The following is a 16,264-nucleotide window of genomic DNA, read 5'->3' on the forward strand; positions in this document are numbered from 1 at the left end:
ATTAAAATAAATAATATCTTTGTGTTAATGGTAATTTATTTGATGGATTAGATACAATTTTTTCATTATTTATATATACAACATGTGTTTTAGGATCTACTTCTATTATTGGTATTTCATTATTTAATATTAGATCTTTTTTAGAAATATTTCTACAATTATTTACTGATTTAATTTGTTTTTTTATATTTAAATTATAAATATTTCCAGTTTCTATAGAAATTTTTGATACAAAAATAGCACTTAACTCAGGATTATTATATCCAAACATAGTACGATACATAAATGGTTGAGTAGTAGAAATTGCTGCATTAGGATCTCCTATAATAGCATCTATTATCATTCCACTCTTTAATACTAAATCCGGTTTAGTACCAAAAAATGATGGCTTCCATATAACTAAATCAGCCATTTTCCCAACTTCAATTGATCCTACATAATCAGATATACCATGTGTAATTGCAGGATTAATAGTATATTTAGCTATATAACGTTTTACCCTAAAATTATCATTATCATCATTATAGTTATTTAATAATATACCATATTCTTCTTTCATTTTATCTGCTGTTTGCCATGTTCTCCGTATAACTTCTCCAATTCTACCCATAGCTTGAGAATCTGAATTAATAATACTAATAGCACCTAAATCATGTAATATACCTTCAGCCATTATAGTATTCTTTCTAATACGAGATTTTGCAAATGCAATATCTTCATCTATTTTATTATCTAAATGATGACACATCATTAACATATCAAAATGCTCATCTATAGTATTTATAGTATAAGGCATAGTTGGAGTAGTAGATGATGGTAAAACATTACTATTAGTAATAATTTTAATTACATCTGGAGAATGTCCTCCACCAGCTCCTTCTACATGATATGCATGAATTGTACGATTATTAATAGATTTAATTGTATCTTCTATATATCCAGATTCATTCAAAGTATCTGTATGAATATTAACTTGTACATCATATTTTTCAGCAATGTTTAAACAATTATTAATTACATCAGGTGTACTTCCCCAATCTTCATGAATTTTTAATGCTCCTGCTCCTGATTCTATTTGTTCTATTAAAGATTTTGTTCCAGAACTATTTCCACTACCAAGAAATAAAAAATTAATTGGTATATTATCTGTAGCTTTTATCATTGATTGTATATTCCATATACCTCTTGTACAATTAGTTGCTAAAGTTCCAGTAGTAGGACCTGATCCACCACCAATAATAGTAGTTGTGCCATTTTCAATAGCAACCTTAAAAATTTGGGGACATATATTATGGACATGACTATCTATACATCCAGCAGTAACTATTTTATTTTCAGCAGATATAATTTCTGTCCCTACTCCAATATACATTCCATGTTTTACTCCTTCCATTGTAATAGGATTACCAGCTTTACCTATTCCAGTAATAAATCCATCTTTAATACTAATATCAGCTTTAATTATTCCCCAAGTATCAATAATTATAGCATTTGTTATTACTAAATCAGCTACTCCATCATTCCTACTGGCAATAGGATGTTGTCCCATTCCACTTCTAATAACTTTTCCACTACCAAACATACATTCCTCTCCATATATAGTATGATCTTTTTCAATTTTTATCCATAAAGAAGTATCTCCTAAACGTATTTTATCTCCTACTGTAGGCCCATACATACTAGTATATATTTTTCTATTAATTTTTTTCATTATTTTTTATAATTTATTATAATATTCTATTAATGTTACTTCTTTTGTTTCACCAGGTTCTATACGTATAGATGTTCCAGAAGGAATGTATAAACGATAATTCTTTGTTCCTTCACGATTAAATTTTAAATATGAATTAACTTTATAAAAATTAAAATGTGATCCTATTTGAATAGGTTTTGTTCCAGTATTTGTAACTTTTCTTATAATTTTTTTTCTAGTTGATAGATAAGTAATATCATTTTCAGATAATAAATATTCTCCAGCTATAATTTTTTCATTATTACTTTGTATAGGTATAGGATTACGTATAGTCACTAATTTAGTTCCATCTGGAAATGTTGCTTCTACTTGTACTTTATCAATCATTTCTGGAACACCAGAAATTACTTGATTATAAGTAATAAGATTTTTAACATTATTAATAATATTTTCAATAGTTTTTCCTTCTCTTGCACATTCTAATATATAACATGTTATTAATGCTACACATTCAGGATAATTAAGTTTTATACCTCTATTTAAACGTTTTTGTGCTAATTCTCCTGCTAAAAAAATAAAAAGTTTTTCTTTTTCATAAAAAGTTAAATGCATATTTGTTTTATATAAAATTTTATTAAAAAATATATATTATTATTTATATTATATTATTATAATATTATTTATATTAATAATATATTAAATATTATTAATTTTATTTTTTTATTTAAAAAATATATTTATTATTTATTTTATTATTATTTATTTATTTAAAAATAAACAATATTATTTATATTATATTATTATAATATTATTTATATTAATAATATATTAAATATTATTAATTTTATTTTTTTATTTAAAAAATATATTTATTATTTATTTTATTATTATTTTTTTATTTTTTTTTTTTTTTTATATATATTTTTTATATATTATATATATAATATATATATAAAATATATATATATATATTTTTTATAAAAAAAAAATAAAAATAAATATATATATTTTTGTTAAAACAAAAATATATATATTTATTTTTATTATTAAATAATAAAAAATATATATATATATATTTTATATTATTATAATTATTATAATTTATTATTATTTAATAATAAATAAAATATATTTAATAATAATAAATTATATTTAATAAGAATATTAAAATTAATAATAATATTATTAATTTTAATAAAAAATATTTAATGTTTGTTTTAAACATATTTTATATATATATTATATATATTATATTATTTGTTTTAAACATTTTATTAAAAATTTAATAAAAATTAAAAAATAATAAAGATTTTATATAATCTTTATATATATTATTATAATATAAATATTATATATATAAAAATTTAATTATTTATTAATAAATAATTGAATTATTATATTTGAACGTATTTTTTTATATTATATTATTATAAAAATTTATTTTATTATAAAAATTATAACGCGGGGTAGAGCAGTGGTAGCTCATCGGGCTCATAACCCGAAGGTCGCAGGTTCGAATCCTGTCCCCGCTACTTATTTATTAAAAATATGGTAAATATATCTGATTCAGCTAAAAAAAAATTAATTCTTATTATGAAAGAAGAAGGTTTATCTCCTAATAATGCTTTTGTTAGATTAGCTATTTCAAATAAAGGTTGTTCAGGTTTTTATTATGATTTATCTTTTGATAAAACACAAAAAAAAGACGATAATATTTATGATTTAAATGGAATAAAAATTTTAATTAAAAAAAAATATGAATCTTATTTAAATAACATTATATTAGAATATAATGGTGGATTACAGGGAAAAGGATTTTATTTTAAAAATCCTAATGCAAAACATACTTGTGGATGTGGAAAAAGTTTTTCCATATAACAAAATAAAAAATATATGAATGGGGATAATAGCCACAATGATTTAATTAAAAAAATTGCTAATTCTGAATATAAATATGGTTTTTATACTGATATTGAATCATATAAGTTTCCAAAAGGACTAAATGAAGAAATTATTTCAGCTATATCTAAAAAAAATAATGAACCAAATTGGTTATTAAATTGGCGTTTAGAATCTTTTGATTTTTGGAAAAAAATGCATTGTCCTAAATGGGCTAATATAAAATATATAGAACCAGATTTTAATAATATAATTTATTACTCAGCTCCTAAAAAAAAAAATATTGATCCTATATTACTTGATACTTTTAACAAATTAGGAATTTCATTAGAAGAACAAAAAGTAGCTATAGATGTTGTAATGGATTCAGTATCAATAACTACTACGTTTAAAAAAACGTTATATGAAATGGGTATTATTTTTTGTCCTATTAGTGAAGCTATACAAAAATATTCTGATTTAATAAAAAAATATTTAGGTACAGTAGTTCCTAGAAATGATAATTTTTATGCCGCATTAAATTCTGCCGTTTTCTCAGATGGATCTTTTTGTTATATACCAAAAGGTATACGTTGTCCTATTGAACTTTCTACTTACTTTCGTATTAATGAAAGTGGAACAGGTCAATTTGAAAGAACATTAATTATTGCAGACGAAGATTCTTATGTTAGTTATTTAGAAGGTTGTACAGCCCCTAGTAGGGATGAAAATCAATTACATGCCGCTGTAGTTGAACTTATTGCTTTAGAAAATTCTGAAATAAAATATTCTACAATTCAGAATTGGTTTCCAGGTAATAAAGATGGTAAAGGAGGAATATATAATTTTGTTACTAAACGTGGTTTATGTGAAAAAAATGCTAAAATATCTTGGACACAAGTAGAAACTGGATCATCTATTACTTGGAAATATCCTTCATGCATATTAAAAGGAGATTATTCAGTAGGAGAATTTTATTCTGTAGCATTTACTAAAAATTTTCAACAAGCAGATACTGGTACAAAAATGATTCATATAGGGAAACATAGCAAAAGTACTATTATTTCTAAAGGAATATCTGCTGATAGATCTCAAAATAGTTATAGGGGTTTAGTTAAAATAAATTCTAATGCGTATAATGCACGGAATTTTTCTCAATGTGATTCATTACTTCTTAGTAATGAATGTGGTGCACATACTTTTCCATATATTGATGTTAATAATTCTTCAGCATTAGTAGAACATGAAGCAACTACTTCTAAAATTGAGAAAGATCAAATATTTTATTGTAATCAACGTGGTATTAGTATAGAAAAAGCTATATCACTTATAGTAAATGGTTTTAGTAATGAAGTTTTAAATAAACTTCCTATGGAATTTTCTATAGAAGCAAGAAAATTATTAGAAATATCTTTAGATAATTCTGTAGGATAAAAAATTTTTTAAATAAAGTGTTAACAATAAAGGATTTACATGTTTTTATAGGAGGAAAACATATATTACAAGGAATTGATTTAATTATTAATCATGGGGAAATACATATTATTATGGGTCCCAATGGATCAGGAAAAAGTACACTTGCTTATGTAATAGCAGGAAAAAATGATTATAAAATTACTAAAGGTACAATGTATTTTGAAGAACAAAATATATTAAATATGTCTACTGAAGAACGTGCATATTTAGGTATTTTTCTTTCGTTTCAATATCCTGTGGAAATTCCAGGGGTATCACTTTATAATTTTATTAAAACAGCTATTAATTCATTAAATAAAGCCCGTAATTTAAATCCAATTTCTACATCTGAAATATTAAAAAATATACATAAAACAGCTGAGTATTTAGGTTTAGACAAAGATCTTCTTAAACGTTCTGTTAATGAAGGTTTTTCTGGAGGTGAAAAAAAACGAAATGAAATATTTCAAATGACTATGCTTAATCCTAAATTAGCTATACTTGATGAAACTGATTCAGGTTTAGATATTGATGCAATTAATATTATTTATAAAGGAGTTAATAGTTTAAAATCTAAAAATAATTCAGTATTAATTATTACTCATTATCAAAGATTATTAGAGTATATAACACCTAATTATGTTCATATTTTATATAAAGGTAAAATTATAAAATCTGGAAATAAAAATTTAGCTTTAGAAATTGAAAAAAAAGGATTTAATTGGTTAATTAATAATGAAAAATAAAATTATTTCTGAATTTTTAAATGCAAAAAAAAATATTTTTCATTCAGAAAATGAATATATCCAAAATATACGTAATGAATCAATAAATATGATTATAAATAATCATTTGTTGAATGAAGAAGAATGCAAAGATTTATTTAATAATTACAAGTTTAATAATAAAAAATTTTTTTTAACGGATACTACTACTGAAAAAATATTAAAAAACTTAAAAATAAATGGTTTTCGTATTATTTTTATCAACGGAATTTATAACCATAAATATTCTACATATAATAATAAATATTTAAAGAAATTATCTAATTTCTTTTCTTTAAAATCTGAATATAATAAACAATTTTATGATTTTTATAATAAAATAGTATTAAAAAATAATATTTTTAATGTCCTTAATACTGCTTTTATACAAGAAGGTATATACCTTAATATTCCAAATAATATTATTATAAATGAACCTATACATATAATATATTTTTCATATTATGATAATAATATAATATTTAATACTAGAAATTTAATTATTGTAGGTGAAAATTCTAATGTTAATATAATAGAACAATATCAATCATTAAATAATAATTTAATTATAAATAATTCATTAACAGAAATTTATGCACTATCTAATAGTAAAATAGAATATTTTAAAATACAAAATGATAGAATGAATTCTTCATTAATTGATAATACTTTTTTTTTACAAAAAAAAAATAGTAAATGTTCAATTAATACTTTTTCTTTTAAAGGAAAGTTGGTAAAAAATAATCTTAACATTTATCAAGAGGGACCAGGTATTTCATCTTATTTAAGAGGTCTTACAATAGGTAAATCTAAAGAATCAATATCTCATAATACTTTAATAAATCATAAATATCCATTATGTAATAGTTATGAATTATATAATAATATATTTTCAGGTGAATCTAATGGTATTTTTAATGGAAAAATATTAATTCATAAATATGCTCAAAAAGTTAATGCTTTTCAGCAAAATAATAATATTATTCTGTCTGATAAAGCACGTATTAAAGCTATTCCTAAATTAGAAATTTTTGCCAATGATGTTAAATGTTCACATGGATGTACAATAGGACCTTTAAATCTATCAATTTTATTTTATATTCGTTCAAGGGGAATTTCTGAAAAAGATGCTCAATTATTATTGTTAAATACTTTTTTTGAAGAAAACATAAAATATATTATAATATATGATTTAAAATTATATATTATTAATATAATACATGAATTAATTAATAGTATTATAGATTAAATATGTTATCAGACAAAGATATTTTATATATTCGTAAACAATTTCCTATTTTAAAAAAAAAAATTTATAAAAATCCTTTAATTTATCTAGATAATGCTGCTACCACTCAAAAACCAATACAAGTTATTAATGCTATTAAAAAATATTATACTACTATTAATGCTAATGTTCATAGAGGAGCTCATTATCTTAGTCAAATAGCAACGAATGCTATTGAAAATAGTAGATTAAAAATTAAAAATTTTATTAATGCAAGATATTCAGAAGAAATTATTTTTACACGTAATACTACAGAAGCAATTAATTTAGTAGCATTAGGAATTTCAAATTTTATAAAACCAGGAGATGAAATTCTAATTTCATATTTAGAACATCATTCTAATATTGTTCCATGGCAAATGCTTTGTGAACGTACAAAAACTTGTTTAAAAGTTATTCCAATTGATAAAGAAGGTACATTAAAATGGGAAGTTTTTGAACAACTTATTTCAGTTAATACTAAAATTGTTGCAATTACCCACTTATCTAATGTTTTAGGTATAAATCCACCTGTTAAAAAATTTATAAAAAAAGCTCATACTTATGGTGCCAAAGTATTAATTGATGGTGCACAGGCTTTATCTCACTTAGTGATTGATGTACAAAATTTGGATGCTGACTTTTACGTATTTTCTGCACATAAAATGTATGGTCCTACAGGAGTAGGAGTATTATATGGTAAAAAAAATAGTTTAGAAAAATTATTACCTTATCAAGGTGGAGGAGAAATGATTAAAAATGTAACTTTTGAAAAAACTATATATGCTGATATACCGTATAAATTTGAAGCAGGAACACCCAATATAGAAGGTATTGTAGCATGGTCTTATGCAATAGATTTCATAGAAAATATAGGTATGAATAATATAATTTTATATGAAAAAAAATTATTGGATTATATAACTTATATGTTAAGTAAAATTAATGGAATTATTATATATTCACAATATATACCTCGTATTGGTATTATTTCATTTAATATATCTGATATTCATCCTTTTGATATAGGTCTTATTTTAGATCGTTTAGGTATTGCAGTTCGTACAGGACATCATTGTGCCCAACCCATAATTGATTTTTTTAAAATTTTAGGTACAGTACGTATTAGTATATCTATATATAATACATTTGAAGAAATAGATTATCTTTATAAAGCAATTTTAAAAGCAAATAAAATGTTAAAAAAATAAATTATTCATAATCATAATTTTCTATTATATCTCCAGTTTTAATATTGGAATAATTTTTTAGACTTATACCACATTCATAACCTTTTTGTACTTCTTTAATATCTTCTTTAAATCTTTTTAAAGAAAGAATATCACAATTAGATTGTATAACTATACCTTCTCTAATAAGTCTAATTTTAGAATTAAAAACTATTTTTCCTTTAGTTATTATGCATCCAGCAATAATACCTATTTTTGGTATTTTAAATATTTCTTGTACTTGTGCATTACCTATAATTTTTTCTTTTTTGTTTTTATTATTTTTATTTAATCCATCTATAGCTTTTTTAATATCATTTATTATATCATATATGATTGAATATGTACGTATCTCAATATTTTCTTTGTATGCAATATTAATAATATTATTATTAGCTGTACGCACATTAAAACCTATAATTATAGCATTTGAAGCACTAGCTAATAATACATCAGATTCAGTAATAGCTCCTACATTTTTGTAAATAATATTAATCATAATTTTATCTGTAGATTCTTTTTGCAAAGAATTGGCTATAGCTTCTATAGAACCATCTTTATCTCCTTTTATTATAATTTTAATTTCTTTAAAATTACCTAAGGCAATTCTTCTACCAATTTCATCTAATGTTAGATATTTTTGAGTACGAATATTTTGTTCACGTTGTAATTGCATTCGTTTATAAGCAATTTCTTTAGCTTTTTTCTCATATTTAAAAACTTTAAATTTATCTCCTGCTACAGGAGCTCCATTTAACCCTAAAATTATTACTGGTTTAGAAGGACCAGCTTCTTTAATAGATTGTCCACGTTCGTCTAATATAACTTTTATTTTTCCGTGATAATTACCTGCTAATACATAATCACCTTTTTTAAGTGTACCATTTTGTATAATAACATTAGTTAAAAAACCTCTACCTTTATCTAAACTGGCTTCTATAACAGTTCCGGTTGCCAATTTATTAGGATTAGCTTTAAGTTGTAAAATTTCAGATTCAATTATTATTTTTTCCAATAATTTATTTATCCCAATCCCTGTTTTAGCAGATATTTCTTGAGATTGATATTTACCTCCCCATTCTTCTACTAAAAGATTCATTCCTGCTAATTGTTCACGTATTTTTTCAGGTTGAGACATAGGTTTATCAATTTTATTTATAGCAAATATCATTGATACACCAGATATTTGAGCATGACTTATTGCTTCTTTTGTTTGAGGCATAATTTTATCATCTGCTGCAATAACAATTACAGCAATATCGGTAATTTGAGCACCTCTTGCACGCATAGCTGTAAATGCTTCATGTCCAGGTGTATCAATAAAAGTTATGTTTTTTCCTTCAAAATCAACACTATATGCTCCTATATGTTGAGTAATTCCACCAACCTCTCCAACGATTATATTAGATTTTCTAATGTAATCAATTAATGAAGTTTTACCATGATCTACATGTCCCATTATTGTTACTATAGGTGAACGATTTTTAAGATTAGTTTCAAAATCTTTTTCATCTTGAATTGCATATTCTAACCCTATAAATTCTACTAAATATCCAAATTCATGTGCAACTAATGTAATTGTTTCAGCATTTAAACGTTGATTCATTGTAACCATAATACCTAATGAAAGACATGTTTTTATAATTTCGGTTTCAGAAATATTTATTATAGCAGATAATTCATTGACTGTTGCAAATTCTGTTATTTTTACTATTTTTTTATTAGTACTAATTATTTTATTAGTATTATATTTTTTAATATTATTTTTTTTATTATATTTTTTAATATTATTATTTTTACTAATATTATTAATATTATTATATTTACTAATATTATTTTTTTTAATATTATTATTTTTACTAATATTATTTTTTTTAATATTATTTTTTTTATTTAAAAAATTTTCTTTTTTACTTGATTGAGTATAATTAAATTTTTGAGTTTTATTTGTAGTATTTAATGTTTTTAATATTTTTTTATATCTATTTCTATTTTCAATATTTTTAATTTTATCAAGATTAATATTTCCTAATGTTTTTATATTAATCAGTTTATTACGGATTATATCAGGTTTATTTTTGATATTATCGTTATTTTCGTTATTGGGCATAAATTTAAATTGTTTATAACAAATATTATATAATTCTATTGAGAAATAAATCTGATTTTAAATAATTAAAAATAATTATTTAATTAATGATAAAATCTTTTAAAAGATTTATTTTATATCCTGTTAATTGTATTGCTAAACGAATATTTAATCCTCCTCGTCCAATCGCTTTAGATATTTCTTCCATTTTTAAATAAACATTAGCTAATTTATTTTTTTCGTCTATTTTAATCATAGAAATTTTAGCTGGATTTAATGCTCTAGTAATATAAAGTTGAATATTAGAAGTATAATTAATTATATCAATATTTTCATTTTTTAATTCTCTTATTATAGAATGTATTCTGGATCCTTTAATACCTACACAAGCACCTACTGGATCTATACGATCATCATAAGATTCAACAGCTATTTTAGCTTTTTCTCCAGGAACACGTACAACTTTTTTAATTTTAATTATTTTATCAGTTATTTCAGGTATTTCTAATTCAAAAAGTTTTTCTATAAATTTTATATTAGTTCTAGATAAAATAATTATAGGTTTACCATCTTTCAACGATATATTTTTTACCAATGCAATAACAGTATCACCTTTTTTAAAAGAATCACTATATATTTGTTCGTTTTTAGGCAAAATCATTTCATTTTGTTCCTCATCTTTCATTATAATATGTTGAGATAGAATATGATATACCTCAACATTAACTATTTCTCCAATTTTTTTTTTTAAAATATTAAATCTATTTGTATGATAGAATTCATTTATTTTAAATAAAAAATTTTTTTTTAAAAAAAAAATAGCTCTTCTTCCCAGATTTTTTAATTCAACTTTTTCAGTAACTTCTTCTCCAATTTCAAATTCTTGTTTTCGTTCCATTGAAAGTGCTATTTCTTTATTTAAATTTTTATCATCCACAACAATACGATTTCTCCAAATTTCTATATCTCCTTTATCTGTATTTACGATTATATTATAATTGTATGAATTACCATATTTTCGTTGTAAAACACTTCTTAGAGATTCTTTTAATATTAGAATAAGATTTGCTTTATCAATATTTTTTTTTTTTTTAATTAAATCTATAAAAGAATCTATTAAAGCTATGTTATCCATTAATTAATTTAATTTAATTAAAAATTAAATATATAATAATTATAATAATTTAATAATAAATTTATTAATATTATTACGTATGTCTATGTCTACAACATTGAACAGATTTTTTAACAGATTTTTAGATTTTTGTTTAAAACAAAAAATTTTTTTTAATAAAAAAATATTAAATATTATAATAATATTATTTTTAATAACTGTTTTAATAATTGTTAATTTTTTTAAATCATATTCATTATTAATTTTTATTTTAAAAAAAATATCTTATATACTTTTAATATTAATATTTTTACAATTTTTATTTAGAATTATTAACTGGATCATACCAATTATTACTATAAAAAATAATTATGAAACAGTTGCTGTACGTTCTTTTTCACAATTATTTAAAATAATTTCGGTTATTTATTGTTTATTAATTATAATATCAATATTAACAAATAATCAACCTGGAACTATTTTAACAAGTTTAAGTGCTTTAACCGCTATTATTATATTAATTTTTAGAGATATTATTTTAGGTTTTGTTTCTGGTATGCAAATTTACTCAACAAAAATGGTAAAAGTTGGTGACTATATTGCTATTCCTAAATATAATATAAAAGGTATTATATTAGAAATAAATCTTAGTTTAATAAAACTAGAAAATTTTGATAAAACAATAACTACTGTACCAGTTTATGATTTTCTATCTACAGCAATAACAAATTATGAATTAATACGTATTCGTAATATACGTTTAATAAAAAAATACTTAATTTTTAATTTAAAATCTTTACAAGTTTGTAATACTTTAAGTAAGTATAAAAAATCTACTTTAATAAATGATTTTATTAAAAAAAAAGAATTAGAAATTGAAAATAATAAAACAATATTTAATATTAATAATAAAAAAATAATTACTAATATTAGTATATATAACGAATATATTATTTTTTATCTTAAACAACATCCATTGATTTCTAAATCAGAAAAAATTATTGTTAGACAAAATGAATATAATGGATTTGGATTACCTATTGAAATATCTTGTTTTATAATGGAATATAATAATTATCAAAAAATAATGGATGATATATTTTATTATATTATAATAATAGCTAAAGAATTTGATTTGGAAGTTATAAATATATTTAAATAAATATTTTTTTTTAATATTTAAATATGTATTTTTTAATATTTACCATTATTATTTTTTTAATTAAAGAATCTTTAAAAAGATTTTATTTGTTTTATAAAAAAAAATATAATGATTACAATTATTATTTATAAAAAAAGATAAAAATATATGATGATTATTCTGATGCAGAAACTATTAATTATGAAGAAATAAAAAATTAAATTTAAATAAAATGGCGTTAAAAATAACAACCGAATGCATTAATTGTGGTGCTTGCGAACCTGAATGTCCTAATAAAGCTATTTATGAAGTAGGAACTGTATGGAAATTATCTGATGGAACATCGTTAAAAGGAATGGTACAATTTAAATCATTATTAATAGATGCTGATGCTGTTCAAGTTCCTAAAAGTAATAAAGTATACTTTATAGTAACAGAAAAATGTACTGAATGTATAGGCTTTAATAATGAACCTCAATGTGCGTCTGTATGTCCAGTTGATTGTTGTATTTTAGATATAAATAATATTGAATCAAAAGATGAATTACTGAAAAAGAAAAAAATGTTACATAATGAAAAATAATTGGTGTAATTGTATATTTTTTATTGTGTATTCCAAGAAAGTTTAGTCGTTATAAGTAAAAATGCAAAGAATTTGAATTATTATTTAAGCTTAATACAACTTTATGAAGTTATAGGTAAACGTACTAGGGTAATAACAATTAAAAAATGTTGAAATATTAGAATGAATTATAACAAAAAATTACGTCCTATAAAATTCTGTGAATTTATTGGTCAAAATAAAATTATAGAAAATTTAAAAATTTTTGTTAAAGCAGCTAAACAAAGAAAAGAAGCTTTAGATCATGTTCTTTTATATGGGTTACCAGGTTTAGGAAAAACTACATTAGCTCATATTATAGCTAATGAATTAGGTGTTAATATGAAAATTACTTCTGGTCCTGTTTTAGAAAAACCAGGTGATTTAGCTGGTATATTAACTAATTTAGAAAAAAATGATGTACTTTTTATAGATGAAATTCATCGGATTTCACCTATTGTAGAAGAATATTTATATTCAGCTATGGAAGATTACAAAATTGATGTAATGATTGAATCTGGACCTAATGCACGTTCTGTGCAAATAAAAATACATCCATTTACTCTTCTAGGTTCTACAACTCGTTCAGGATTATTAACATCCCCTATGCGTTCTAGGTTTGGTATTAATTGTAATTTACAATTATATTCTAAATATTATTTAAATAATATTATTATACGTAATGCTAATATTCTTAATATTTCTATTGAAGATGAGGCAGCATTAGAAATTGCTAATCGTAGTAGAGGTACTCCTAGAATTGCCAATATATTGCTTAGACGCGTTCGTGATTTTGCTCAAGTAAAAGGTAATGGTAAAATAGATTTATATATATCAGAAATGGGACTTAAATCACTAAATGTTGATATTAAAGGATTAAACGAAATAGATAATAAAATTCTTAATATTATTATTGAAAAATTTAAAGGTGGACCTGTAGGACTTAATACTATTGCTACAATTATAAGTGAAAATGCTGTAACAATTGAAGAAGTATATGAACCTTTTCTTATTCAAGAAGGATATTTAATACGAACACCTCGTGGTAGAGAAGTAACAGCATTAGCATATAAACATTTAGGAAAAAAAATTTATGAATAATTTTAATACTGAAGATTTAGTATCATCTCAAAAAGTTAACTGGTGTATTGGATGTGGTAATTATTCAATTTTAAAACAAGTACAAGAAATTTTACCTAAACTTGGTGTAAGTAAAGAAAATATTGTTTTTATATCTGGTATAGGTTGTTCTTCTCGTTTTCCATATTATATGAATACTTTTGGTTTTCATGGAATTCATGGTCGTGCACCAGCAATAGCTACAGGAGTAAAATTAGCTAATCCAAAATTAAATATTTGGATTATTACAGGAGATGGTGATAGTTTAGCTATTGGTGTAAATCATCTAATACATTTACTTAGACGTAATATAAATATGCAATTATTACTTATTAATAATGAAATTTATGGTCTTACTAAAGGACAACATTCTCCTACTACAAAAAAAAATTGTAATCAACCATTTAATACATTAACTCTAGTTTTAGGTGCTGGAGCATCTTTTGTAGCTAGATCTATAGATATAGAGACTATACATATTAAAAAAATGTTGATAAGATGTTATGAACATATAGGAACTTCATTTTTAGAAATATATCAAAATTGTAATATTTTTAATGATGGTGTTTTTAACCATTTTACCGAAAAAACTACAAAGTATGATACAACAATATTTTTAGAACATAATAAACCATTAATTTTTGGTAAAAAAAATAATAAAGGAATATTACTTGATGGATTAGAACCTAAGATAATTTCTTTAGAAGAAGGTTTATATACTATTGAAGATCTATGGATACATGATGAAAAAGATCGTACTAAAGCTAATATTTTAGCACAATTTTCTGATAAAAATGGTTTTCCATATCCATTTGGTGTATTATATGATGAAATAAGACCATGTTATGATAACATTTTTGAACAAAAACATAAAAATAATAATATAAATAATAATTATTTTGATGGATTTATTTTATAAAAATTTTTTAAATAAAAAGGTTCAAAATATGTTATATCTTTAAAGTCTTTTCTTTTAAAAAGTTTTGAAGAAAAAAATACCATATTCTTAGCAGAAGGATAAGCATATATAAAATGTTTAAAATTTGTTAAAAACATTTTACATTTATTTTCATTTTGTATTTCATTTGAAATACAAATTTTGTTATAAAGATAATATTCTTTAATAAATTCTTTATTTAAAAATTTTGTTGTAATTGGTATTAACATTTCATTTTTATGATTAAATATTGTAGTATAAACTTCATTATTACAAGCATTAATCATTGGAATTATAAGTTCATTTTCTACTATATTTAAATCAATTGATTTCATCAAAATAGATAAACTATCTATAGATAATAATGGAATACTTAAACAATAACAAATACCTTTAGCAGTTGAAACTCCTATTCTAAGACTAGTATAAGAACCTGGTCCCTTACTAACACAAACAGCATTTAAATTTTTAATTTTTAAATTAGCAATTTCTAAAGCCTTATTTATAAATAAATGTAGTTTTTCTGAGTGAATATAATTTTGAGGATTTTCTTCTATTAAAGATAGTAATTTGCCATTATTAGAAATACTTACTGAACAATTTGTAGTAGAAGTTTCTATATTAAGAATAATGGCCATTATTTATTTGTAATTAAACTAGATAATTTGGCAAATTTTTGTCCAAAATTATATATTTCAATAGCAATATTATCATTTGAAGTAGCACGTTTATATGTATCTGCCATAGAAACAAAAATTTGATAAAAAAATATATTCATATCTTTTAAAAGCATTTCTTTAGTCCATAAATCTATTCTATATGAATCTTTTTTTTTAAAATTCCATAGAGAAAGAACAAAAGCATGACAAGGTTCTTTTATAATATTTCCATCTTGTGCAGTCCAATTAATAATTTCAGGTATGTTATTTTCATCTAAACTTATATTAATTTTAATATCTGTTTCTTTTTTAATCATA

At 21.9% G+C, this 16,264-nt stretch carries 15 protein-coding genes and 1 tRNA gene; 10 read left to right on the forward strand and 6 right to left on the reverse strand.

Features of this window, described 5'->3' with window-relative positions:
• Window position 1: 1 nt before the first annotated feature.
• Together ureC and ureA are read right to left on the reverse strand one after the other, a co-directional pair.
• Window positions 2–1,711, reverse strand: a complete 1,710-nt coding sequence (gene ureC / locus NHG04_00900; protein ID WGH27536.1) for an urease subunit alpha — start codon at window positions 1,709–1,711, stop codon at window positions 2–4.
• 6 nt (window positions 1,712–1,717) lie between these two features.
• Window positions 1,718–2,305 (reverse strand): urease subunit gamma, encoded by a 588-nt coding sequence (ureA, locus tag NHG04_00905; protein ID WGH27537.1) that lies wholly within the window; start codon window positions 2,303–2,305, stop codon window positions 1,718–1,720.
• A gap of 848 nt (window positions 2,306–3,153) precedes the next feature.
• Here ureA and NHG04_00910 point away from each other — a divergent pair.
• The 6 genes from NHG04_00910 to NHG04_00935 all read left to right on the forward strand — a co-directional run bounded on the left by NHG04_00910 (window position 3,154) and on the right by NHG04_00935 (window position 8,268).
• Window positions 3,154–3,225, forward strand: a tRNA-Met gene (locus tag NHG04_00910).
• A 16-nt stretch (window positions 3,226–3,241) separates the two neighbouring features.
• Window positions 3,242–3,571 carry an iron-sulfur cluster assembly accessory protein gene (locus NHG04_00915; GenBank protein WGH27538.1) on the forward strand — a complete coding sequence of 110 codons (330 nt, stop codon included), beginning with the start codon at window positions 3,242–3,244 and terminating at the stop codon, window positions 3,569–3,571.
• Window positions 3,572–3,586: 15 nt separating this feature from the next.
• A complete protein-coding gene (gene sufB / locus NHG04_00920) occupies window positions 3,587–5,005 on the forward strand; it encodes a Fe-S cluster assembly protein SufB (protein ID WGH27539.1) in 1,419 nt (472 codons plus the stop codon).
• 17 nt (window positions 5,006–5,022) lie between these two features.
• Window positions 5,023–5,772 (forward strand): Fe-S cluster assembly ATPase SufC, encoded by a 750-nt coding sequence (gene sufC, locus NHG04_00925; GenBank protein WGH27540.1) that lies wholly within the window; start codon window positions 5,023–5,025, stop codon window positions 5,770–5,772.
• Window positions 5,762–7,039 carry a Fe-S cluster assembly protein SufD gene (sufD, locus tag NHG04_00930; GenBank protein WGH27541.1) on the forward strand — a complete coding sequence of 426 codons (1,278 nt, stop codon included), beginning with the start codon at window positions 5,762–5,764 and terminating at the stop codon, window positions 7,037–7,039. Before sufC ends, sufD begins: the two co-directional genes overlap by 11 nt.
• A gap of 2 nt (window positions 7,040–7,041) precedes the next feature.
• Window positions 7,042–8,268, forward strand: coding sequence for a cysteine desulfurase (locus tag NHG04_00935; protein ID WGH27542.1), 1,227 nt, complete (start codon window positions 7,042–7,044; stop codon window positions 8,266–8,268).
• A 1-nt stretch (window position 8,269) separates the two neighbouring features.
• On the opposite strand, the gene infB is transcribed toward NHG04_00935, so the two are convergent.
• A complete protein-coding gene (gene infB / locus NHG04_00940) occupies window positions 8,270–10,396 on the reverse strand; it encodes a translation initiation factor IF-2 (GenBank protein ID WGH27226.1) in 2,127 nt (708 codons plus the stop codon).
• Window positions 10,397–10,475: 79 nt separating this feature from the next.
• Window positions 10,476–11,510 (reverse strand): transcription termination factor NusA, encoded by a 1,035-nt coding sequence (gene nusA / locus NHG04_00945; GenBank protein WGH27227.1) that lies wholly within the window; start codon window positions 11,508–11,510, stop codon window positions 10,476–10,478.
• 79 nt (window positions 11,511–11,589) lie between these two features.
• Here nusA and NHG04_00950 point away from each other — a divergent pair, with 79 nt between their 5' ends.
• The 4 genes from NHG04_00950 to NHG04_00965 all read left to right on the forward strand — a co-directional run bounded on the left by NHG04_00950 (window position 11,590) and on the right by NHG04_00965 (window position 15,269).
• Window positions 11,590–12,651: a mechanosensitive ion channel family protein gene (locus NHG04_00950; GenBank protein ID WGH27228.1), complete on the forward strand. Its 1,062-nt coding sequence runs from the start codon at window positions 11,590–11,592 to the stop codon at window positions 12,649–12,651.
• Between the two features lie 211 nt (window positions 12,652–12,862).
• Window positions 12,863–13,213 (forward strand): 4Fe-4S dicluster domain-containing protein, encoded by a 351-nt coding sequence (locus tag NHG04_00955; GenBank protein ID WGH27229.1) that lies wholly within the window; start codon window positions 12,863–12,865, stop codon window positions 13,211–13,213.
• A 162-nt stretch (window positions 13,214–13,375) separates the two neighbouring features.
• Window positions 13,376–14,332 carry a Holliday junction branch migration DNA helicase RuvB gene (ruvB, locus tag NHG04_00960; GenBank protein ID WGH27230.1) on the forward strand — a complete coding sequence of 319 codons (957 nt, stop codon included), beginning with the start codon at window positions 13,376–13,378 and terminating at the stop codon, window positions 14,330–14,332.
• Window positions 14,325–15,269: a 2-oxoacid:ferredoxin oxidoreductase subunit beta gene (locus tag NHG04_00965; protein WGH27231.1), complete on the forward strand. Its 945-nt coding sequence runs from the start codon at window positions 14,325–14,327 to the stop codon at window positions 15,267–15,269. Before ruvB ends, NHG04_00965 begins: the two co-directional genes overlap by 8 nt.
• Here the strand turns inward: NHG04_00965 and tsaB are convergent.
• The gene (tsaB, locus tag NHG04_00970) at window positions 15,245–15,925 is read right to left on the reverse strand and encodes a tRNA (adenosine(37)-N6)-threonylcarbamoyltransferase complex dimerization subunit type 1 TsaB (GenBank protein WGH27232.1); all 681 of its coding nucleotides are present in this window, start codon (window positions 15,923–15,925) and stop codon (window positions 15,245–15,247) included. The genes NHG04_00965 and tsaB overlap by 25 nt on opposite strands.
• Complete coding sequence (gene gldC, locus NHG04_00975) at window positions 15,925–16,263, reverse strand: gliding motility protein GldC (GenBank protein ID WGH27233.1); 339 nt, start codon at window positions 16,261–16,263, stop codon at window positions 15,925–15,927. The genes tsaB and gldC overlap by 1 nt, the downstream gene beginning before the upstream one ends.
• Window position 16,264: the final 1 nt, after the last annotated feature.

The sequence above is a fragment of the Candidatus Bostrichicola ureolyticus genome, assembly GCA_029851125.1.
Lineage (GTDB): Bacteria > Bacteroidota > Bacteroidia > Flavobacteriales > Blattabacteriaceae > Bostrichidicola > Bostrichidicola ureolyticus.